At 63.0% G+C, this 20420-nt stretch carries 19 protein-coding genes; 18 read left to right on the forward strand and 1 reads right to left on the reverse strand.

Features of this window, described 5'->3' with window-relative positions; all coding sequences use genetic code 11:
• Positions 1-3 precede the first annotated feature (3 nt).
• From H7B90_RS18475 to H7B90_RS18490, 4 genes are all read left to right on the forward strand, one after another.
• Positions 4-2346 carry a helix-turn-helix domain-containing protein gene (locus H7B90_RS18475; protein WP_185137362.1) on the forward strand — a complete coding sequence of 781 codons (2343 nt, stop codon included), beginning with the start codon at positions 4-6 and terminating at the stop codon, positions 2344-2346.
• 98 nt (positions 2347-2444) lie between these two features.
• A complete protein-coding gene (locus H7B90_RS18480) occupies positions 2445-3260 on the forward strand; it encodes a polysaccharide deacetylase family protein (protein WP_185137363.1) in 816 nt (271 codons plus the stop codon).
• 108 nt (positions 3261-3368) lie between these two features.
• On the forward strand, positions 3369-4601 hold the full coding sequence (locus tag H7B90_RS18485) for an FG-GAP-like repeat-containing protein (RefSeq protein WP_185137399.1): 1233 nt from the start codon (positions 3369-3371) through the stop codon (positions 4599-4601).
• Positions 4602-4622: 21 nt separating this feature from the next.
• Positions 4623-5732 carry a rhamnogalacturonan acetylesterase gene (locus H7B90_RS18490; protein WP_185137364.1) on the forward strand — a complete coding sequence of 370 codons (1110 nt, stop codon included), beginning with the start codon at positions 4623-4625 and terminating at the stop codon, positions 5730-5732.
• A gap of 86 nt (positions 5733-5818) precedes the next feature.
• On the opposite strand, the gene H7B90_RS33465 is transcribed toward H7B90_RS18490, so the two are convergent.
• A complete protein-coding gene (locus tag H7B90_RS33465; RefSeq protein WP_185137365.1) occupies positions 5819-6541 on the reverse strand; it encodes a C40 family peptidase in 723 nt (240 codons plus the stop codon).
• Positions 6542-6814: 273 nt separating this feature from the next.
• Between H7B90_RS33465 and H7B90_RS18500 the strand changes: the two genes are divergently transcribed.
• The 14 genes from H7B90_RS18500 (at position 6815) to H7B90_RS18565 (ending at position 20414) form a co-directional block, all read left to right on the forward strand.
• Positions 6815-7111, forward strand: coding sequence for a LiaF transmembrane domain-containing protein (locus H7B90_RS18500; RefSeq protein WP_185137366.1), 297 nt, complete (start codon positions 6815-6817; stop codon positions 7109-7111).
• Between the two features lie 24 nt (positions 7112-7135).
• Positions 7136-7804 (forward strand): PspA/IM30 family protein, encoded by a 669-nt coding sequence (locus tag H7B90_RS18505; RefSeq protein WP_185137367.1) that lies wholly within the window; start codon positions 7136-7138, stop codon positions 7802-7804.
• A gap of 2 nt (positions 7805-7806) precedes the next feature.
• Positions 7807-8331 (forward strand): PspC domain-containing protein, encoded by a 525-nt coding sequence (locus tag H7B90_RS18510; RefSeq protein WP_185137368.1) that lies wholly within the window; start codon positions 7807-7809, stop codon positions 8329-8331.
• Positions 8332-8336: 5 nt separating this feature from the next.
• Positions 8337-9020 (forward strand): PspA/IM30 family protein, encoded by a 684-nt coding sequence (locus H7B90_RS18515; RefSeq protein WP_185137369.1) that lies wholly within the window; start codon positions 8337-8339, stop codon positions 9018-9020.
• Between the two features lie 198 nt (positions 9021-9218).
• A complete protein-coding gene (gene liaF / locus H7B90_RS33470) occupies positions 9219-9863 on the forward strand; it encodes a cell wall-active antibiotics response protein LiaF (protein WP_185137370.1) in 645 nt (214 codons plus the stop codon).
• 17 nt (positions 9864-9880) lie between these two features.
• Positions 9881-10948 (forward strand): sensor histidine kinase, encoded by a 1068-nt coding sequence (locus tag H7B90_RS18525; RefSeq protein WP_185137371.1) that lies wholly within the window; start codon positions 9881-9883, stop codon positions 10946-10948.
• Positions 10911-11564, forward strand: a complete 654-nt coding sequence (locus tag H7B90_RS18530; RefSeq protein ID WP_185137372.1) for a response regulator — start codon at positions 10911-10913, stop codon at positions 11562-11564. The genes H7B90_RS18525 and H7B90_RS18530 overlap by 38 nt, the downstream gene beginning before the upstream one ends.
• A 605-nt stretch (positions 11565-12169) precedes the next feature.
• Positions 12170-12871: a GntR family transcriptional regulator gene (locus H7B90_RS18535; protein ID WP_185137373.1), complete on the forward strand. Its 702-nt coding sequence runs from the start codon at positions 12170-12172 to the stop codon at positions 12869-12871.
• A 61-nt stretch (positions 12872-12932) separates the two neighbouring features.
• Entirely contained in the window at positions 12933-14435 is a 1503-nt protein-coding gene (locus H7B90_RS18540) for a sugar ABC transporter ATP-binding protein (protein WP_311772756.1), read from the forward strand.
• Positions 14428-15408, forward strand: coding sequence for an ABC transporter permease (locus H7B90_RS18545; protein ID WP_185137374.1), 981 nt, complete (start codon positions 14428-14430; stop codon positions 15406-15408). The genes H7B90_RS18540 and H7B90_RS18545 overlap by 8 nt, the downstream gene beginning before the upstream one ends.
• An 83-nt stretch (positions 15409-15491) precedes the next feature.
• Complete coding sequence (locus H7B90_RS18550; protein ID WP_185137375.1) at positions 15492-16484, forward strand: substrate-binding domain-containing protein; 993 nt, start codon at positions 15492-15494, stop codon at positions 16482-16484.
• Positions 16485-16529: 45 nt separating this feature from the next.
• Entirely contained in the window at positions 16530-18854 is a 2325-nt protein-coding gene (locus H7B90_RS18555; RefSeq protein WP_185137376.1) for a glycoside hydrolase family 20 zincin-like fold domain-containing protein, read from the forward strand.
• A complete protein-coding gene (locus tag H7B90_RS18560; protein WP_185137377.1) occupies positions 18851-20053 on the forward strand; it encodes a M20 family metallopeptidase in 1203 nt (400 codons plus the stop codon). Before H7B90_RS18555 ends, H7B90_RS18560 begins: the two co-directional genes overlap by 4 nt.
• Positions 20025-20414, forward strand: coding sequence for a RidA family protein (locus tag H7B90_RS18565; protein ID WP_185137378.1), 390 nt, complete (start codon positions 20025-20027; stop codon positions 20412-20414). Before H7B90_RS18560 ends, H7B90_RS18565 begins: the two co-directional genes overlap by 29 nt.
• The last annotated feature ends 6 nt before the right edge of the window (positions 20415-20420 follow it).

Raw genomic sequence — 20420 nt, forward strand, 5'->3', positions numbered from 1 at the left:
AGGATGCTGTCAACGTTAAGAGCGGGATGGACGAGAGGGCTGGAGCGTTCCTCGGCCCGGCTGGGGCGGTTCTATCTGAAGAGCCTGATGATGATCTTCCTCGTCTCCGGCATCCCGGGACTCGTCACGGGTGCCCTCGTCTACGAGATCGCCGGGGGAAGGATGGAGAGCGAGCTGCTGCAGCAGCATTACAAGCAGATCGAACAGCGGTCGCGCACGATCGACGACCAATTGGGCAATCTGGAGCTGCTGCTGTCGCATTGGGCGTTCGACAACAAGTTCGGGAGCGGGCTGTACGGCCTCGACTTCGTCCGGAGCTTCGAGACGACGAACGATCTGACGAAGACGCTGTTCGTGATGCAGGGCTCCAACGCGATGGTCAAGAAGGCGGAGCTGTACGTGAGCGGCGGCCGGAAGCCGGTTCTGTTCAATCCGGAATACAGCTCTCTCGGGGAGGAGGCTTCGTCCGAAGTTTACGAGCCGCTGCTTCGCGGACCGAGCGAGACGTTCTGGACGCAGTGGGCGTTCGATCCCGACCGGCCGCAGGACAAGGATCTCGCGCTCGTGCACCGGATTCCCGGCGGCAGCCTGCAGCCCTTCGGAGTTCTCGTGTTCCGGTTCAGCGGAGAGAAGTTCGCGAATCTGCTGCAGACGATGGCTCCGTACGACGGCGGGGAGACGCTGCTCATGAACCCGTCCGGCTCTCTTTATGTCTCCGCCAATGGAAGCGCTTCCGATTCCCCGTTCGTTCAGGCTCTGAGGGAGAAGGTCGAAGCGGCCGGCCAGCCGCAAGGCTCGTTCTTCCTCGAATGGAAGGGGATCACGTATACGGCGTCGTACGGCAGCTTGTCCCGCATCGCGGACGATTGGCTCTACGTGTCGGCGTCGCCGATCTCGAACATCACGTCGCCGGTAGTCGTCATCTCCAAGGCGATCATCCTCGTCAGCCTGGCCGCGCTGGCCGTCGCCGCCGTGCTCGCCTGGCTCGCGTCCCGGAAGATCTACTCTCCCGTCCGCAGGCTGGTGTCGCTGCTCGGCGCGCCGGACGAAGGGGGCGGCCGGCAGGACGAATTCGCGCTCATCGAGCGCAGGTGGCGCAACCTTCACGAAGTGAGCCTGGAGCTGAACACGAAGCTGGCGGAGCAGCTTCCGCAGATCAAAGAGAGCTTCCTGCACCAGCTGCTGCAAGGGTACTTGTACGCGTATTCGGAAGAGGACCTGCTGAGGCGGATGAAGCAGCTGAAGTGGGAGCTGGCCGAACGGCGGCTGATCGTCCTCTACGTTCAACTGATCGGGATCGGCGCCCAGGAGGGGCGGTTCCGGGAAGGGGACGAAGGGCTGGTCACGTTCGCGGCGGTCAACATGATCGGCGAGCTGGCCGGCCACCGCTTCGAGCAGAGCAGCACGGTCAACTTCCACGACTTGACCGCGGGTCTGCTCGTCGTCGTTCCGGACGGGGACGATTACAAATCCGCGCTGCAGGCGTTCGGAGAGGAGCTGACCCAGTCGGTCAACCGCATTCTGAACATGAGGGTCGCCGTCGCCGTCAGCCGTCCGGTCTCGCGCGTGTCCGACGTTCCGCACGCGTTCGAGCGGGCGAAGCAGGCAGTCAGCTACCGGAACTTCGCCGGAGACAACCAGATCATCGACATGGAGGAGATCTTCGCGGGAGGCGATCCGGAAGGGGAGCCGCGGTATCCGTTCACGCTGGAGCGGGAGCTCGTCCAGGCGCTGCGAACGGGTCAGGAGCAGGAGGCGGAGCAACTGCTGGAAGCGTTCCTTGCGGCGCTGGCCGGCGACGGCGCCAAGGAATGCGACGTGCAGCAAGGCATGCTTCTGCTCTTGGGCAACGTGCAGCACGCGATCCTCGTGTCCGGCATCCAGCCGAGCCGCCTGTTCCAGGGGGAGAACCTGTACGAACAGCTCTCCGGCATCCGGGAGCCGCGCCGAATGCTGGCGTGGTTCCGCAAGAAGGTGATCCGTCCGTTCCAGACGGAGCTCGCGAGCCGGTCCGACGCGCAGGTGAAGCGGATGATCGAGCAGGCGATGATCTACCTGCAGAACAACTATATGCGCGACATCTCGCTGGACAATTGCGCCGAGCACGCGGGCTGCAATCCGTTCTTCTTGAGCAAGGCGTTCAAGCAGGTCACCGGCAAGAACTTCATCGATTATCTGACCGAGCTGAGGACGGACAAGGCGAAGGAGCTGCTGAGGGAGACGGAGCTCAAGATCAACGACGTCGCCGAACGGGTCGGTTACCAGCACAGCTACTTCAATCGAATCTTCAAAAAAATGGAGGGCATGACGCCGACGCGCTACCGCGAGCTGAGCCGCGGGGGCTAAGGCGTAGGGACCGAGCGGGCAAGCGCCGCCCGCAGAGGTCCGATTCGAAGCGGGAGAGAGACGGAGACGAATCCGAGCTTAAAGGAGAGGACGAACGCATGAATCAAGTGTTGCTATGCTTCCCCGGGGGAAGGCACAAAGCGCTGACGCTAAGTTACGACGACGGACGGAGCGCCGACCGGCGTCTGGTCGAGCTGTTCAACCGGCATGGTCTGCGAGGGACGTTCCATCTGAACTCCGGCTTGTTCGGTACCCCGGATCGCGTTCCGGAGGAAGAGGTTCGGACGCTGTACGCGGGACACGAGGTGTCGGCCCATACGCGGACCCATCCGACGATCGCCCGCAGTCCGAACGAGGCGATCGTGCATGAGATTATCGAGGACCGGCGGCAGCTGGAGCGGATCGTCGGCTATACGGTGCGCGGGATGTCGTATCCGAACGGCTCCTATGACCGCCGCATCCGTTCGATGCTGCCCGGCCTCGGCATCGAATACGCCCGGGTCGTGCCGAGCACGGGGCAGTTCGGCCTGCCGGACGATTGGCTGGAGTGGAAGCCGACCTGCCATCACAACCACAACCTGATGGAGCTGGCCGAGACGTTCGCCGGGCTGCACAAGAAGCAATATTTGTACCTCATGTACGTCTGGGGGCACAGCTACGAGTTCGACCAGGACGGCAACTGGGAGCGGATGGAGCGGTTCGGCGCCTTCATCGGCGGCCGAAGCGACATCTGGTACGCGACCAACATCGAGATCGTCGATTACGTCAAGGCGTACGAGAGGTTGAAGTTCGCCGCTTCCCTCGAGTTCGTCCACAACCCGTCGGCCACGAGCGTCTGGCTGAGCGTGAACGGGGAGATCGTCGAGGTCGAGGGCGGGGAGACGAAGGCGTTGGGGACCGCAGTCGACCAATAAGAGGCTCATTCATTCGGGGCAAGGGGGGCTTATCGGGTGAAGCAATCGAAGAAGGAACCGTATTGCGCGGGGAGAATCGATCTGAGGGCCGCCGGTCCGCGCTGCCGCATGCTGCTCGGCGACCTGGACGGGGACGGCCGCATGGAGATCGTGATGGTTCAGCCCGACAACCGGCAGGACGTCCGGCACATTCCCCATCAGACGCAATGCTTGACGGCGTTCGATCTGGAGGGACGCCTGCTCTGGCAGTTCGGCAGACCGGACCCCGGAGCCGGCGCGCCGGGCTCGGACTATCCGGCCCAGCTCGCGGACGTCGACGGGGACGGGCGGCTGGAGGCGCTGTGCGTGATGGACGGGCGGCTGTGGATGTTGGACGGCCGGACCGGGAAGCCGAAGCGGGCCGCGGAGCTCCCGGACCCGCAAGCGCACGATTGCCTCATCGTCGCCAAGCTGACGGGCGGCGATTACGCGGGAGACTTGATCTTGAAGGACCGCTATCGGACGCTGTGGGCGCTGGACCGGGAAGGGAACCTGCTCTGGAAGCACGAGGGCAACCCGGGCCACTTCCCGTGGACGTACGACTTCGACGGCGACGGGCTGGACGAGGTGATGGCGGGTTACGACCTGCTCGATCACGACGGCCGTCTCCTATGGAGCTGCCGCGACCTTGACGATCACGCGGACTGCATCTGGGTCGGGGACGTCAACGGGGACGGGGAGCCGGAGCTCGTCATCGGCGGCAGCGTCACGGTCATGTACGACGCGAGGGGCAACGAATTATGGCGCTACGAGGGCTCGGTCGAGTCGCAGCACATCGCGCTCGGCCGCTTCCGCCCCGAGCTGCCGGGGCTGCAGATCGCCGGGCTGGACCGGCTCGTCCGGGAGGACGACGGGATGGGACTGAAGGGCAAGGACGCACTGTTCCTGCTGGACGCCGAGGGACGCGAGCTGTGGAAGGAGGATCGCCGGACGGACGGCTGGCTGACGATCGCGGAGACGCTTCAAGATTGGCAGAAGGGGGCTCCCGACTACATCCTGGCGTACCGCCGCGGCGGCGGCGTCCTGCCCGCGCTGTACGACGGACGGATGGAGATCGTCGCGGAGTTTCCGCTCGACGGCTACGCCGCCCACGCCGACCTTTGCGGAAGCGGGACCGAACAAGTTATCATCTATACGGACGAGGAAGCGGCCATCTATTCCGGCGGGGAGATCGACCTGCGAGAGTCCCAAGCTGCCGGACCGCTTCCGCAGCCGAAGCGGCTGTCCAGTTCGACGCTGTATCCGGGCGGGGAGATTCCGCCGCGCGTGCCGGATGGGCGGACGGCGGACGAGAAGCGATAGTTACAGGAGGAGATCGGGAACATGGAACCGCGGTATCGATTCGACTTCGGGACGGGAGACCCGGTGGAGGGCTATACGAAGGTAGGGCCGGACGCGGCGTACGACGGCGCGGCCGCCGGCTACGGGTTTACCCGCACGGAGCGGGTGAACGCCAAGGACCGGGGAGAACCGGGACCCTTGCGAAGGGACTTCTGCATTCCGCTGGACACGGCGTTCGTCGTGGACGTGCCGGACGGCACGTACCGGATCGCGGCGCTGATCGGGGACGAGATCGCCCCGACGGAGACGACGATCCGGGTCGGCCAAGGGCGGCTCGTCGTGCACAAGCAGCGGACGGCGCCGGGGCATTACGCGCGCGTCGTCTTCGCGGCACGGGTTGCGGGCGGCTCCCTCAAGCTGACGTTCGGCGGCTTGACGCCGCGGATCAACGCGCTGGAGATCGATCCGTCGCCGGACGCTTGCACGATTTTCCTGGCGGGAGACTCGACGGTGACCGACCAGCCGGACGACGGCTACCCGTACGCCGGCTGGGGCCAGATGCTTCCGATGTTCGTGAAGCCGGACGCGGCGGTGGCGAACTACGCGCTGTCCGGCCGCAGCTCCAAGAGCTTCATCGGCGAAGGCGCGCTCGATCGGATCTGGCAGGCGATCAAGCCGAACGACTACCTGCTCGTCCAGTTCGGCCACAACGACCAGAAGCCGGACGCCGAGAGGCGCACGGAGCCCTTCACCACGTACAAGGAGACGCTGAAGCTCTACATCGACGGCGCCCGCGAGCGGGGGGCGATCCCGATTCTGGTCACGAGCGTGCAACGCAGGTTCTTCGAAGCGGACGGGACGCTGAGCGACACGCACGGAGAGTACCTGGTCGCGATGCGGGAGCTGGCCGCCGAGGAGAACGTTCCTCTCGTCGATCTGGTGGCCCGCAGCAAGGAGCTGTTCGAGCGGCTCGGGCCGGAGAAGACGAAGGACTTGTTCATGTGGCTAGCGCCTGGCGAATTCGCCAACTTCCCGGATGGCGCGCAGGACAACACGCACTTCCAGCAGCAGGGCGGCATCGAGGTCGCGCGGCTGGTGTACGAAGAGCTGAAGCGGCTGCAGCTTCAGCCCCTGACGTTATTTTTGAGATAAACGATACTGGACGAACGAAAAGCCGGAGCCCCTAAGGGACTCCGGTTTCTTCTATATTATATGGCGATTATATGGCGCGATTGCGCCTATACGACGCTGCCTCCGAACAGGAACCGGTATTCCCATGCCGTGCCTTCGATCGAGTCGACGCGTACGCCGCCGCTCTTGACGGAATACGTCTGGAGAACCTTGCCGTCGCCCAAGTACAGGCCGACGTGGGTAATGCGGGCCGTCGACTTGTCGACGCCGGCGTAATCCGCTTCCTTGGAGCCTTTGTAAGACATGAAGAAGATGAGGTCGCCGCGCTTCAGCTGATGCCAGTCGGTCTTCGCTTGGCCGCGCTGCTTGACGTAGTCGCCTTGCTGGCGAGAGTCGGACGGGAGATCGACCCCAAGCGTCTCCTGGAAGATCCACTTGGTGAAGTCGGAGCAATCGAACGTCTTGCTGGTGCTGCGGTCGGAGCCGAATTCGTAGGGCGTGCCCAGATACTTCATGCCGTCGGCGATCACCTTCTCGATGTCGTTCGAGGCCGTCTGGCTCGGGTCCGAAGCGTCGCTCGAATCCGCCGCCCCGGCTCCGTCTGCGTTCTGTTCCTGGCCGCCGCCGCCGTTCCAATCGCTTGCGAAGCCGCCGTCGTCCGTCTGTCCGTTATCGAACGATGTTCCGTCGTTTTTATTATAGGAAGCCTTGAAGCCGGATTTGCCCTTGGGGGTCGAGAGGGACGCCGCGGAAGCCGTCGTCGAATGGGCGCCGAAGAGACCGGTCGCCACCGCGCATACGAGCGCGAGCCATGCGATTTGTTTTCTCATGCGTCATGCACCTCCTATTAGCGTGTACAACTACGCTAACATAGGCACAGGAGGGCATGTAACCCTCAATTGTTGCCATTGACGCCCGAAGTCTTGCGTCCCAAGGGCCGTGGGACCGTCCCGACCCTCGACCCCAGTCTAGGATCAAAAACGTCCGCGAGTCCGTTATGCCCAAATGCCGTTCCGTTTACAATGTAAATGTGAGGTCAAGAGAAACGGTTAACGAAGCGAGGCGCTTCGGACGCCGGACACAAGGAAAGAGGTGAGGAACCATTGAAAAAAGGAAACGGATTGGCCGTTATACTCATCGTCATCGGCATCCTGCTGCTCTTCGGTAAATTGGGCAACCTGTTCGGCTTCATCATCTCGCTGCTAATCCCGGTGCTTATTATCGGATTGGGCGTGATGGCTTGGCGCCGGGACAACCGAATCGTGGGCGGCATCCTCGCCGTCATCGGCGGGTTCATGCTGCTGGGCAAACTATCCGCGGTTATCTTCTGGATCGCCGTGATCGGCTTGATCGTATTCGGAATCTCGATGCTGGGCAGGAAGCCCGCGGGTCGGCCGTAAAAGCCGGGATAAGGAGGATTAGGAATGAGCGTCATCAAACGGGTACGAGACATGACAGTGGCTACTTTAAACGACCGGTTGGAGAAGACCGAAGATCCTGTTCGCTTGATCGATCAGTTCTTATGGTCGACCCACCAGGAGATCATCCAGAGCGAGCAGCTTCACAGGCAGTATTCGGCGCATACCGATAGCCTGTATCGGCAATGGAAGGAAGCCGAGCAGTGGAGGGATCGGCGCGAGCAGCAAGCGATGACGGCTCTCAAGGCCGGAGAAGAATCCGCAGCCAAGCTGGCTCTTCAAGATAAAATGGCGCACGAGGAGAAAGCGGCGCGTTATCAAGGGCTGTACGAGCAGAGCCGCAGCGAGCTGAACGAGCTGGAGCAGCTGCTCCAGGAGCTCCGCGACGAATATCGGGCCGTCTACGACCGCAGGCAGTTCTACGTCGCCCGGATGGAGTCGCTCCGGCTCCAGCAGAGGCTGAACGCCCGGTTCGGTCCGAGCGCCGACAGCAATCCGTCGACGATGTTCCGCAGGCTGGACGACCGGCTGACGGACATGGAGCTGGAGACGAAGAGCCTTCGCGACTTGCGGAGGATGGGTCAGGAGTTCGCCTACCAAGCGGGCAGCGTCATCCATGAAGCCATCGAGAAAGAGTTGCAGCAATTGAAGCGCAAACTGCAGCAAGGAGGTTAACCATGCGCAAACTTTATCGTTCGTCCCGAGACAGCAAAATATTCGGGGTGTGCGGAGGGCTGGCGGAGTACCTGGGCGTCGACGCGACGCTGCTTCGGATTCTGCTGATCGTCGTGGCGGTGTTCTCGGCCGGCTCCATCGTGCTCGTCTACATCCTCGCCGGGTTCATCATCCCGCGGGAGCCGCAATTCGGCGGCCCGTTCGGATCGGGGCCCTACGCGGATCCGACGCCGCCCCGCGGCGGCCGTTGGAACGGCGGCTATAGCGGCTGGAATCCGCCGCACCAAGCGCCGAACGCGGCGCCGGGCTGGACGCCGGGCACGCCGTGGCCGGGGCCGGGTCCTTCCGCCGCGTCGGCGGCGCCGGGAACGGCAAGACCGGGAGCGGCTCCCGCCGCGGGAACGGCGACGACGGCTCCCGAGCTGGACGCCATGATGGAAGATATCGAGAAGAAGGCTCTGAAGCGCGAGATTGAAGAACTGAAAGCCAGAATTACTAAATTCGAACAACAATCGAAAGGGGAATAACGACCATGGGAGTATTTCAACGCGTAAAAGATATGACGAAGGCTTCGATTCACGATCTGCTGGATAAGCTGGAGGACCCGATCGTCATGCTGAACCAATATCTCCGCGATATGGAGACGGAGATTCACGAAGCGGAAGTGACGGTCGCGAAGCAGATGGCTTCCGAGCGCCGCCTGAAGCAGCGGCTGGACGAAGCGGTGCGCATCGGCGTCGAACGCGAATCCCAAGCGGAGCAAGCTCTCCGCGGCGGCAACGAAGCCGTTGCCCGCAAGCTGCTGGAAGAGAAGGTTTACTACGATCAGCAAGCCGCCGACCTGCTCGGCCTGCATGAGCAAGCCAGCGCGCAAGTCGGCGAGCTGACGGCTCAACTGCACGAGATGAAGGAAGAATACTACAAGCTCCGCAACAAGCGCAACGAGCTGTCGGCCCGCGCCCAGATGGCGAAGGCCCGCAAGCAAATGGCTCAAGTGAGCTCCCTGCACACGATCGAGAGCGGCAACGCGTCCCGCGGATTCCACCGCATGGAAGAGAAGATCATGCAGCTCGAAGCCGAAGCCGACGTCGCCCGCCTGCCCGGCTCGCCGTTCCGCTCGATCGCCGCTCCGGTGGACGCCGAGAAGTCGTTCCGCGTCGAGCAAGAGCTCGCGGCCCTGAAGAATCGCCTGCAGCCTCCGGCCGCTACGGAGTAATCCGGATCGCCGCAAGCTTCCGGACATAGTCGGAAGCTTGCGGCTCCTGCGAAGCGGGAGAGACGAGAGGGACGTTCCCGACAGAGGGAAGTTATGGTATGCTAATCAAGATGCGTTCAGGCCAGGCCATAACGGATTCTATCCGTTATGGCCTGAGCCGCGAAGCGGAAGCGAACGTGAGAGGAGGCGAGGCCCGTCGTGAAGAGACTATCCAACCATGCGTTATTGTTCGTCGGCGCCGGGCTCTATCTCGCTCTCGGAGGGGTGGCGGGGTTCGCGACGGTGAATGCCGTTCTTCTTCTCTGGCTCGGAATCGACCGGTTCCGGCACGACCGAAGCAGGCTGGCCGTGATCGTCATCGCCATCTGCGCTTTGATTCTGGTCGTGCAGCAGTTCGGGCTGCTCATCGTCCTTCTGCTCGTCTCGCTCGGCATTTATTATTTGAAGGCCAGGCCGACCCATGCGGGCGGGCCCGTCGACCGCAGACACCGGTTCGCGCTGAACATGCGTCTGGATAAGCAGTCGTGGGTGCTCAAGTCGATGAGCTGCTGGCACGCGTTCGGAGAGGTCCGGATGGACCTGTCGATGGCCATGCCCGAAGAACGGGAGACGACGATCGTGCTGCAGGGAATCGTCGGCGACGTCGACCTGATCGTACCGGAGGACTACGGACTCGAAGTCGAAGCGTCCGTGCTGATGGGACAGATCGGCTGGGACCAGCAGCGGGAGGGCGGGTTTTTCCACAAGACGCGCTGGCGTTCGCCCGATTACGACCTGAAGGATCAGAAGTTGAAACTGCAATTGTTCTACCTCGTAGGGAATATCAGAATTCGGCCGATCTGAAGAAGGGGGAATCGGAATTGGTATGGCGTCACGTTGGCGAATCCGTCTTGTTCTCCCTCGGCATCGGCATCTTGATCGTCTACTTGCTGGAGAGCCAGGGACTCGCCGCTCCGTTCCATTCTTGGTCGACGATCGTTACGTTCGGCCTCTCCGCGGTCGGGGTGCTTCTCGTGGCCGGCGCCGCATTCGGCTTCTATCGCAGTTACCCGATCCGCAACCGGGTAGACATGATGAGGGATGCCATGCTGATGCTGGAGAAGGGAAGCCCGGTCCCGCAGCTGCCCGATATGGGCAAGGACGAGATCGGCCATCTGGCGGAGCAGCTGTCCCGGATTAGCCGCAAGTGGGAGGAACAGGTGTCGAGCCTTCAGAGGCTGTCGACGAACAATACGGAATTGGCCGCCAAGGCGCGGATGAGCGCCGTCGTGGAAGAGAGACAGAGGCTCGCGCGCGAGCTGCACGACGCGGTCAGCCAGCAGCTGTTCGCCATCTCGATGACGGCGACGGCCGTCGGGCGCACGCTCGATCACGACTTCGAGAAGGCGAAGCGCCAGGTGAAGCTGATCGAGGAGATGGCCTCCGTCGCCCAGTCCGAGATGAGAGCGCTGCTTCTGCATCTTCGGCCCGTTCATCTGGAAGGGAAGAAGCTGTCCCAGGCGATCCCCGAGCTCGTCGAGGAGATGCGGGCGAAGGTCGCCATGGACATCGCGCTCGAGATGGACGAAGACATCCAGCTGAACAAGGGCATCGAGAATCACTTGTTCCGAATGCTGCAGGAGGCGTTCTCGAACACGCTTCGGCATTCGAAGGCGACGAGGATGGACATTGCCCTTCAGAAGCGCGGCGAGACGGTGCGGCTGGCGATCAAGGACAACGGAGTCGGCTTCGACGTGCAAGCGAAGAAGCAGACGTCCTACGGACTCGTCAGCATGGAGGAGCGGGTCAGCGAGCTGGGCGGTTCCTTGAACGTGGCCAGCGCTCCGGGCAAGGGAACGAGAATCGAAATTCGGGTGCCGATCGTGACGGCGGAAGGGAGAGCTTGGGAAGATGGCGGAACAGCAACCGATTCGGGTACTGCTGGTTGACGATCACGAGATGGTGAGGATCGGCTTGGCGGCCGTTCTCGATACGGAAGACGGGATCGAGATCGTCGGCGAAGCGGGCAACGGCATGGACGGCCTGCGGCTGGCGAAGGCGTATAAGCCGGACGTCGTGCTGATGGATCTGGTGATGGAGGGAATGGACGGCATCGAGACGACCCGGAAGCTGCTCGAAGAGCAGCCGGAATGCCGGGTCATCGTGCTGACCAGCTTCCTCGACGACGAGAAGATGTATCCGGTCATCGAGGCGGGAGCGTTCAGCTATCTGCTCAAGACGTCCCGCGCTTCGGAGATCGCCGACGCGATCCGGGCGGCGGCCCGCGGGCAGTCGGTGCTCGAATCCCAGGTCGCTTCCAAGATGATGAACCGGTTCCGCAAGCCGGCACAGGCGGCCGCCCAGCCCCACGAAGAACTGACGGAGCGGGAGATGGAAGTGCTGCAGCTGCTCGCCCAGGGCAAGTCGAACCAGGAGATCGCCGACGAGCTGTTCATCGGGATCAAGACGGTGAAGTATCATATGACGAACCTGTTCGGCAAGCTCGGCGTCGAAGACCGCACGCAGGCGGCGATTTACGCCCACCGGCACGGCTTGGCCGAATGACCGGGGCGGGCGATACATAATTGGAATTCAAGGGAGGCCGACGACGTCGGCCTTTGCGTTTTAGTTGGGGGCAGCGGCAAGAGGCGATTTAGAGTTGCGTAGAGCTCCTATATTTGTGCGGGTTCCCGGTTTCATTGGGGGAGGCGGCTAACGAATCGAGGAGACGCTATTTCGTCCCCAATCATGGATTTTCGATTCTAACGAATCGTATAAACGCTATTTCGTGCCGGAAGCCCGTTTTTCCCCCGATTGGCCACAAATAAGATCGCCCGAACCAACACACCCGAACCAACCCTCCCCGACCAACTCTCATGCCTAACCAGCTGGCTGCCCAATGAACATCTCGCCGAATTAACCCAGTCCCCGCCTGAGCGGCTTCGACTTCTCGCAAGCGAAGAGCGCAATTCCCCGTGTATGCGCCTTCAGAACCTCTTTTGTCGAAAGTGCACGACCCCATCCGCCGATCGTCGCTCCCTTTTTGGAAGCGCAAGAGACCAATTACCGGGATTGGCATTTTTGGTATTGCGAAAATCCTATATTATATATAATATAGAATATAGAAAAAGATAGCGTTTTCATGAAATGAGTTGAAAGGAGATGAAGCGATGAAAGACACGGCGCAGCGTCCCCCGTTCATGGACAAGCAGAACATCAGCCACGACGTGGTCGAATACTTCAAGAGAATGATCCTGAACGGGGAACTGAACCCCGGAGACCGGATCGTGGAGACGAAGTTCGCCCGGGAGCTCGGCATCAGCCAGACGCCGATCCGGGAGGCGATGCACCAGCTGTCCGGGGAAGGCATCGTGACGATCGTGCCGAACAAGGGGCCGGTCATCAAGGAGCTGCAGAAGAGCGACGTCTTCGAGATCTACTCCTTGCGGGCCGCGATCGAAGGCTTGGCCATCCGCATCGCCACCCAGATCGCCTCCGACGAAGCGGTAGAGGAGCTGGAGCGCTTCTACTCCGAGATGAAGGTCAAGCTGGAGGACCCTTCGGTCGATACGCTTCTGCAAGACTCGCTCTACATTCACCAGTCGATCATCAAGCTGTCCAAGCACGAGCGGCTCATCAACACGTACGAGTCGATCTCGTTCCAGATCGCCCTCGTCAACCGGATTCTGGGCCGGGAGTCGACGAAGCAGAAGGAAGTCGACCAGCACCTGGAGCTGATCGAAGCTCTTAAGGAGAGGAATCCCGACCAGGCGGAGAAGGTCATGCGCAAGCATATCTACCGTTCGTACCGCGAGTTCATCGAGTTGGACGAGGACAAGCATTGGGAGGACGGAGAGACTCTCTGGTTCTAAGCGGGAGCCGAGCAAGGACCTCAACAGGAAGCAGAAAGCCCATTTCTTCGCAGAGGAGGGCATGAAGTTGACGACGACGGCGCTTCGAATGACCGGAATCTCCAAGGCTTACCACGGCGTCAAGGCGCTCGACAAGGTCACGCTGGAGGTTCGGCCGGGCGAGGTACACGCCTTGATGGGCGAGAACGGAGCGGGCAAATCGACGCTCGTGAAGATCCTGACCGGCCTCGTCAAGCCGGACGAAGGAGAGATCGAGTATTACGGGAAGCCGGTCCGTATCGACGGGCCGCAGGCCGCGCTCGACCTCGGAATCGCGATGATCCACCAGGAGCTGAACCCGATTCCGGAGATGACGGTGGCCGAGAACCTCTTCCTCGGACGCGAGCCGACCCGTGGGCCGTTCCTGAACCGCAGGGAGCTGCGGAGGCGGACCCGGGAGCTGCTGGCCGAATTCGGCTTCCCGCTCGATCCGGACGAGAAGGTCGGCAAGCTGAGCGTCGCGCGGAAGCAGATGCTCGAGATCATCAAGGCGGTGTCGTACAACGCGAAGCTGATCATCATGGACGAGCCGACGTCGGCGCTGTCCGACGGCGAGGTCAAGACGTTGTTCCAGACGATCGCCAGCTTGAAAGGCAAAGGAGTTCCCGTCATCTACATCTCGCACCGGATGGAAGAGATCTTCAGCATGACCGACCGGGTGACGGTGCTGCGGGACGGTCAATACATAGGCTCGAAGCCGACCGGGGAGCTCGATCCGGACCGGCTCATCTCGATGATGGTCGGCCGCCCCCTGGAAGCGATCTACCCGAAGGAGACGGTCTCGCCCGGCGAAGTCGCGTTCGAAGCGGCCGGGCTGACCCGGCGCTCCGTCTTCGAGAACGTCTCGTTCCAGGTGCGCCGGGGCGAGATTCTCGGCATCGCCGGGCTGATGGGGGCGGGAAGAAGCGAGGTCGCTCGGGCGATCTTCGGCATCGACCGCCTGGACGAAGGCGAAGTGAAGATCGGCGGCAGCCCGGTCGCCATCCGGCATCCGGCGGACGCCATCCGGCACGGAATCGCCCTCGTCACCGAGGACCGGAAGGAGCTCGGGCTCGTGCTGTGCCGCTCCATCCAGGAGAACATGACGATGGCGAGCCTCCCTCTCTCGGAGCGCAAGGCGTTCCTGTCCCGGAGCGAGGAATCCCGCGTCGTGGACGAGTTGGCCGGGCGCATCCGCGTCAAGATGAGGGATCCGAAGCAGCTCGTCCAATACCTGAGCGGGGGCAACCAGCAGAAGGTCGTGCTGGCCAAGTGGCTGCTCACGAGGCCGAAGGTGCTCATCCTCGACGAGCCGACCCGCGGCATCGACGTGGGCGCCAAGGCCGAGATTTACCGAATGATGTCCAATCTGGCGAAGGAGGGCATGGCGATTATCATGATCTCATCGGAACTTCCCGAGGTGCTCGGCATGAGCGACCGCGTTCTGGTCATGGGCCAGGGCAGAATCAGAGGCGAATTCCAGGGAGGACAGATCACCCAGGAACAGATTCTCGCCTGCGCGGTCGGAGGTGAGAGGGATGGCTGATCCGGTCTCCGTCAAACGCAGAGCCCTTCCGGACGGCGGGGGCCTGTCGTCCGACATGATCCGCAGGTACGGCCTGATCCTGATTCTCCTCCTGGCCGTCATCGTTCTCAGCATCGTATCCGATACGTTCCTCACCTTCACCAACATCATGAACGTGCTCCGGCAAGTCTCGATCAACGGCATTCTGGCGGTCGGCATGACGCTCGTCATTCTCACCGGCGGCATCGACCTGTCGATCGGCTCGCTCATGGCGGTATCCGCCGTCGTGGCCGCCAGCATCGTCAGCGAGTCTCCTTCCGCCGCGGTCGTCGCCCTCATCGCGGGCATGCTGGCCAGCGGGGTGCTCGGGGGAGTCAGCGGGACGATGAGCTCGCGGCTGAACGTGGCGCCGTTCGTCGCCACTCTGGCGATGATGACGATCGCGAGGGGCATCGCCCTGATCTACACGAACGGCCGGCCTATCGTCGTCGACTCCGCCGCCTTCAAGTTCCTCGGGCAAGGGTATTTGGGTCCGGTTCCTTTTCCCGTCGTCGTCTTCGTCCTCGTGACCGCTCTGGTCGGCATCGTCCTCTACATGACGAAGTTCGGCCGCTATATCTTCGCCGTGGGCGGCAACGAGAACGCGGCGCGCATCTCGGGCATCCGGGTCGGCCGCGTCAAGATCGGCGTATACGTCATCAACGGCGTGCTGTCCGGCCTGGCCGGCGCGCTGCTCGCTTCGCGCATCAGCTCGGGGCAGCCGAACAGCGGCCTCGGGTACGAGCTCGACGCGATCGCCGCCGTCGTCATCGGGGGGACCAGCCTGTTCGGGGGCCGTGGCTCCCTGCTCGGGACGATCGTGGGCGTGCTCATCATCGGCGTCATCAACAACGGGCTTAATCTTCTGGACGTCTCCTCCTATTGGCAGCAGATCATCAAGGGCGTCATCATCGCGGGGGCGGTCATTCTGGACCAGCGCGCCAAGAAGAATTGAAGACGGCACCATCGGAGGCGAGGCGGCGCGCCGCTTCAAGCTTCCGACTGCATAGATCCAATAGACGAGAGGAGCACATGAAAATGGGGAAAACGAGAAGCTGGAAGTGGATGGGTATCGTCGCGCTGTCCGCGGTGCTGTTGGCGGGGTGCGGGAAGGACGCGAATAACGGCGGCTCCGCGGGAGGCTCGTCTTCCCCGTCGGCGGGAAGCGAAGGCTCGGGCGGGAAAACGTACCGGATCGGCGTGGCGGCTCAAGGCTTGTCGCACGAATTCATCAAGTCGCTGGTCGAATCGATGCAGGAGAAGGCCGACGAGCTGAACGTCGAGCTGCTCGTCATGGACAGCCAGGACAAGATCGAAGACCAGCTGAACCAGGTCGACAACCTCATCTCGCAGAAGGTCGACGCCATCATTCTGAACGCGGTCGACATGGTCGGCTCGAGCCCGGCCGTGGACAAGGTGAAGGAAGCGGGCATCCCTCTCGTCGAGACGATCACGTTCACGAAGAACGAGAATTACGACGTGTTCGTCGGGACCGATCCGGAGCAGTCCGGCGTCATGATGGGCGAGATTCTGGCGGACAAGCTCGGCGGCAAGGGCAAGGTGGCGCTGCTGCAAGGGCAGATCGGCCATTCGGCGGAGATCACCCGCGGCGCGGGGCTGCAGAAGGCTCTGTTCGACAAGTATCCGGACGTGAAGCTCGTGACGCAGCAGACCGCCAACTGGAACCGCGACGAAGCGATGAGCATCACGGAGGACTGGCTGCAGCGGTTCCCCGACCTGAACGCGATCGCCGCGCAGAACGACGAGATGGCGATGGGCGCCCTGCAGGCGGTCGAAGCGGCGGGACGCAAGGACATCCTCGTCGTCGGCATCGACGGAATCTCCGACGCGCTCAAGGCCGTCAAGGAAGGCCGGCTGACCGCGACCGTTCTGGACAACGTCACCTCCGAAGGGAAGCGCGCGGTCGAAGTGGCCGTCGGGTTGATCAAGGGCGAGAAGTTCAACAAGAAGGAGCTCGTCGACTACGTGCCGGTCAACGCGGATAACGTGGACGAGTATTACAAGCCGTAACCGAAGAGGACAACCGAAGCCACCTGGAAAAGGAGGATGACCTGGATGAGCCCGAATCCGGACTCGACCCCGAACTCGAACTCGAACTCGAACCCAAATCCGAACCCGTCGTCCGTTCCTCTGCTGCCGACTCCGAAGCGGCTGACCTTGGGGACCGGGAGAACGAGAATCGGACGAGAGATCGTCCTGACGCTGGACCCGGTCTTCGGCGAGTTGGCCGGCATCGTCCGCTCGGAGCTGGAGCATCTCGGCGTGAAGACGATCCGGGAAGCGGCGGGCGCTTCGAATGCTTCGGACGCTTCGGACGCCTCGAACGCCCCGAACGCTGTCTCGCTGTCCGTGCTCGGCAGAGGAGAGATGCCCGAGCCGATCGAGAGGGAGCTGAGCGGGCAGGACTATCCGGAGCAGTCGTACGCGCTGCTGTCCGAAGCCGGCCGCCTGACCGTGTACGCCTTGGATAGAAAAGGAGCCTTGAACGGGATCGCCACGGTGCATCAGCTGATCGAAGGCGCCTCCGGGGGAGAGATCCCCGATCTCAGCATCGTGGACGGCCCGGACATCGAGAGGAGAATCGTCTCCCCGACGCTGACCTGGTACGCGGGCTTCGCCCGGGCCGGCTTCGGCACCCAGCTGTGGGACGGCGACCGGTGGCGCGTCTTCGTCGATTGGTGCTTCCGCCACAAGATCAACGCCCTTAACGTCGTCATGTACGGCTTCTGGCCGTTCGAATTCCCCGAATATTCGGACACGACTCTTCGGGATTTGAGAATGGAGACGTGGTCGCCCGAGATCGGCGACTGGGTAGAGGTCCGCTTCACCCACCCGAATCTCCGCAAGCCGTTCCTTGAAGACCTGATTCGCTACGCCAACGAGAGAGGCATCGAAGTCTATGCGTACATCGGCATGAACTCGTACAGCGGAGGCTACCCGGTCGTTCATCCGGAGAGCCGGAGCGTTCTGTCGCCGGAGCTCGTCGCGGCGGGGCACGTGAACAACTACGACTCCCTGTGCACCTCCCGAGAAGACGTCAGGCGTTACTTGATCGCCAGCGTCCGGAGGATCGAGGAGATCGGGTTCGACGGGCTCGTGTTCGAGGAGAGCGAAGAGGTGCAGTGGTTCTGCCAATGCTCGGAATGCCAGCGCAAGTACGGGCACCTGCCGCCGAACGAGGCGAAGCACAGCGTGACGGTCGAGCTGCTCGAGGAGTACGCGAAGGCGCTGAAGCCGGAGACGCTGATCGGCATCCGCTGGCTGCGCGAGCCGCCGATCGTGAAGGACCGGGAGCGGCTGGCGGCGTGGAACGCGCGGCTGCCGAGCCGGGCGAAGCTGTTCTGGGCTCCGGGCCTCGAGGACGACGACCGCGAATTCCTGAAGTGGGTCGACGTGTTCGGGCCGGAGAGGATCTGGTCGCGCAACTGCGAAGGGAGCGGCTTCGCCGCCAGCCTGGGCCGAATTCCGTATCTCATTCCGGACACGTTCCCGGAGGAGCTTCGGAATTACGCTTTTCAACATCTGTGGAACGACATCGCGCAATTCCAGGGAGCGGTGAACACGAAGTGCGCGGCGATCAACGGCTACGGCTTCGAATGGTACGGGCACGAGCTGTACTTCATGGCGACGGCGCAATTCGGCTGGGACTGCTGGCGGTTCGACCGCGACGGCTTCCTCGCGCACGCTTCGCGGCACCTGCACGGAGAAGAGAACGGGGCGCGGTACGAGCGGCTGATCCGGTCGGTTCCGTGCATCCACGAGACGCAGATCTGCCCGACGCTGCCTTCGTTCCCGTTCATGCCGAACAAGTACGTCGGCCCGGAAGGGTTGGCCTACCTGGAGCGAAGCGCGGAGGCGGCGGAGCGGGCGCTGCGCGAGCTGGACGAGATGGAGCGCGCGGGCCTCGGCAACGCCGTGCGGCGGGAGAACGCGGAAGCGACCCGGATCATGGTCCGCCGGATGAAGGAGGCCGCCGAAGCGGGCATCGCCTTCAACCGGTTCCTGGCGGAACGGGACGGGGAAGGCGACCGCGGGCGGATGAAGCGGCACGCGGACGAGGCGCTTCGTCATGCGGAGGAGGACTACCGCATCGTCAAGGAGCACTACTTCGACACGAAGGCTCACGATTGGACGGGAGTGCCCATCGGCGAATATTACATCCCGATGGTCGTCAACGAGTATCGGAAGACGTTCGCCGCTTCGCTCGGCGACGAGTACGCCCCGGACGACAGCGTCCCCTACATGGTCGGAGGGGAGAGCCTGCCGTGGGAATGGCTGCTGGAGTGGGGGCCGAAGATCGCCGCGGCCAAGCCGCTGGCCGCGGCGCGCCCGAATGCCGCGCCGGCGGGAACTCCGGCGGGAAGGAGCGAAGCCCCGTGAAGCATCCCGCCGTCGAGATTCTGGAGGACCTGGTCCGCATCCAGAGCGTCAATCCGCATTACGGCGAAGGCGCCCGGGGCGAGATGGAGCTGTCCCGGTACGTCGAGAGCCGCTGCCTTCGGGCGGGGCTCAAGGTGACGAGGCAGCAGGTGTTCGAAGGACGGGACAATCTCATCGTCGAGCTGAAGACCGGGCATCCCGAATCGGTGCTGCTGTTCGAAGCCCATATGGACACGGTCTCGCTGGGCAGCATGGCCGATCCGCTTCGCCCGGTCATCCGCGACGGGCGGCTGTACGGCCGGGGAGCTTGCGACACGAAGGGGTCGCTCGCCGGCATGATCTACGCCTTGGAGCAGTGCGCGCGTCATCCGGAGATTCTCCGTTCGGACATCGTCCTGTGCGCGTCGGTCGACGAGGAGCACGCCTACCGCGGGCCGCTTCGGTTCCTCGAGCTGAAGATGCCGATCTCGGCCGCGGTCGTCGGCGAGCCGACGGAGCTGCGCATCGTCGTCGCGCACAAGGGGTGCGTCCGCTTCGCGGTCCATACGCACGGCAAGGCGGCCCACAGCTCCGTGCCGCACGAAGGCGAGAACGCCATCGTCCCGATGGCCAAGGTGATCGGCTATCTGGCGGATACGATGGCGCCCGGCCTGAGCCGGCTTCACGACGTGCTGTGCGGCCCGGCGACGATGTCGATCGGCACGATCCAAGGCGGCCGGCAGATCAACGTCGTGCCCGAGAGCTGCACGATCGAAGTCGACCGGCGGATCATCCCCGGCGAAGACCCCCGCGCCGTCATCCAGGAGATCGAGAGCGGGCTGCTTCGCTGGGCGGCCGACAACGGCATCCGCCTCTCGGTGGAGTCGCTGCTGCTCGATTGGGCGCTGAACACGCCGCAGGACGATCCGCTTATCCATGCGGCCCGGGAAGTCGCCGCCCGCCGCGGCATGCCGACCGGGCTGTTCGGGGAGACGTACGGCAGCAACGCCAGCAAGCTTCAGGGCATCGGAGGGATTCCCTCCATCGTCTTCGGTCCCGGCTCGATCGCCCAGGCCCATTCGAAGGAGGAATGGGTTCCGGTGCGGGACGTCGAGCGGGCGGCCGAGTTCTATCTCGATCTGGCCCGCACCTACGGGCATGCGGCGGCGACGCAAGAAGGAGGAGAGCGAATTGAAGAAGCAAATCATTCGAACCGATAGAGCGCCGCTTCCCGCGGGCAGCTATTCGCAGGCGGTGAAGCTGGGGCCGACGGTCTACGTAGCCGGCACCTGCCCGTTCGAGCTCGGCTCGAAGAAGGTGCTGCATCCCGGCGACACGGCCGCCCAGACGAAGCTCGTGCTGGAGTATATCTCGGCCATTCTGGAAGAGGCGGGAACGTCCATCGACCGCGTGCTCAAGGTGACGGCCTTCCTCGACGATCTGGACGAGTTCGCGGAATACGACCGGGAGTACGCGAAGTTCTTCCCCGCCGACCCTCCCGCCCGCAGCACGGTGGAGATCGGCAAGTTCCCGCCCGGGATGAAGGTCGAGATCGAGTGCACAGCCTACATTCCGGACTAAACAACC

The organism is Cohnella xylanilytica (assembly GCF_014212175.1).
Lineage (GTDB): Bacteria > Bacillota > Bacilli > Paenibacillales > Paenibacillaceae > Cohnella > Cohnella xylanilytica.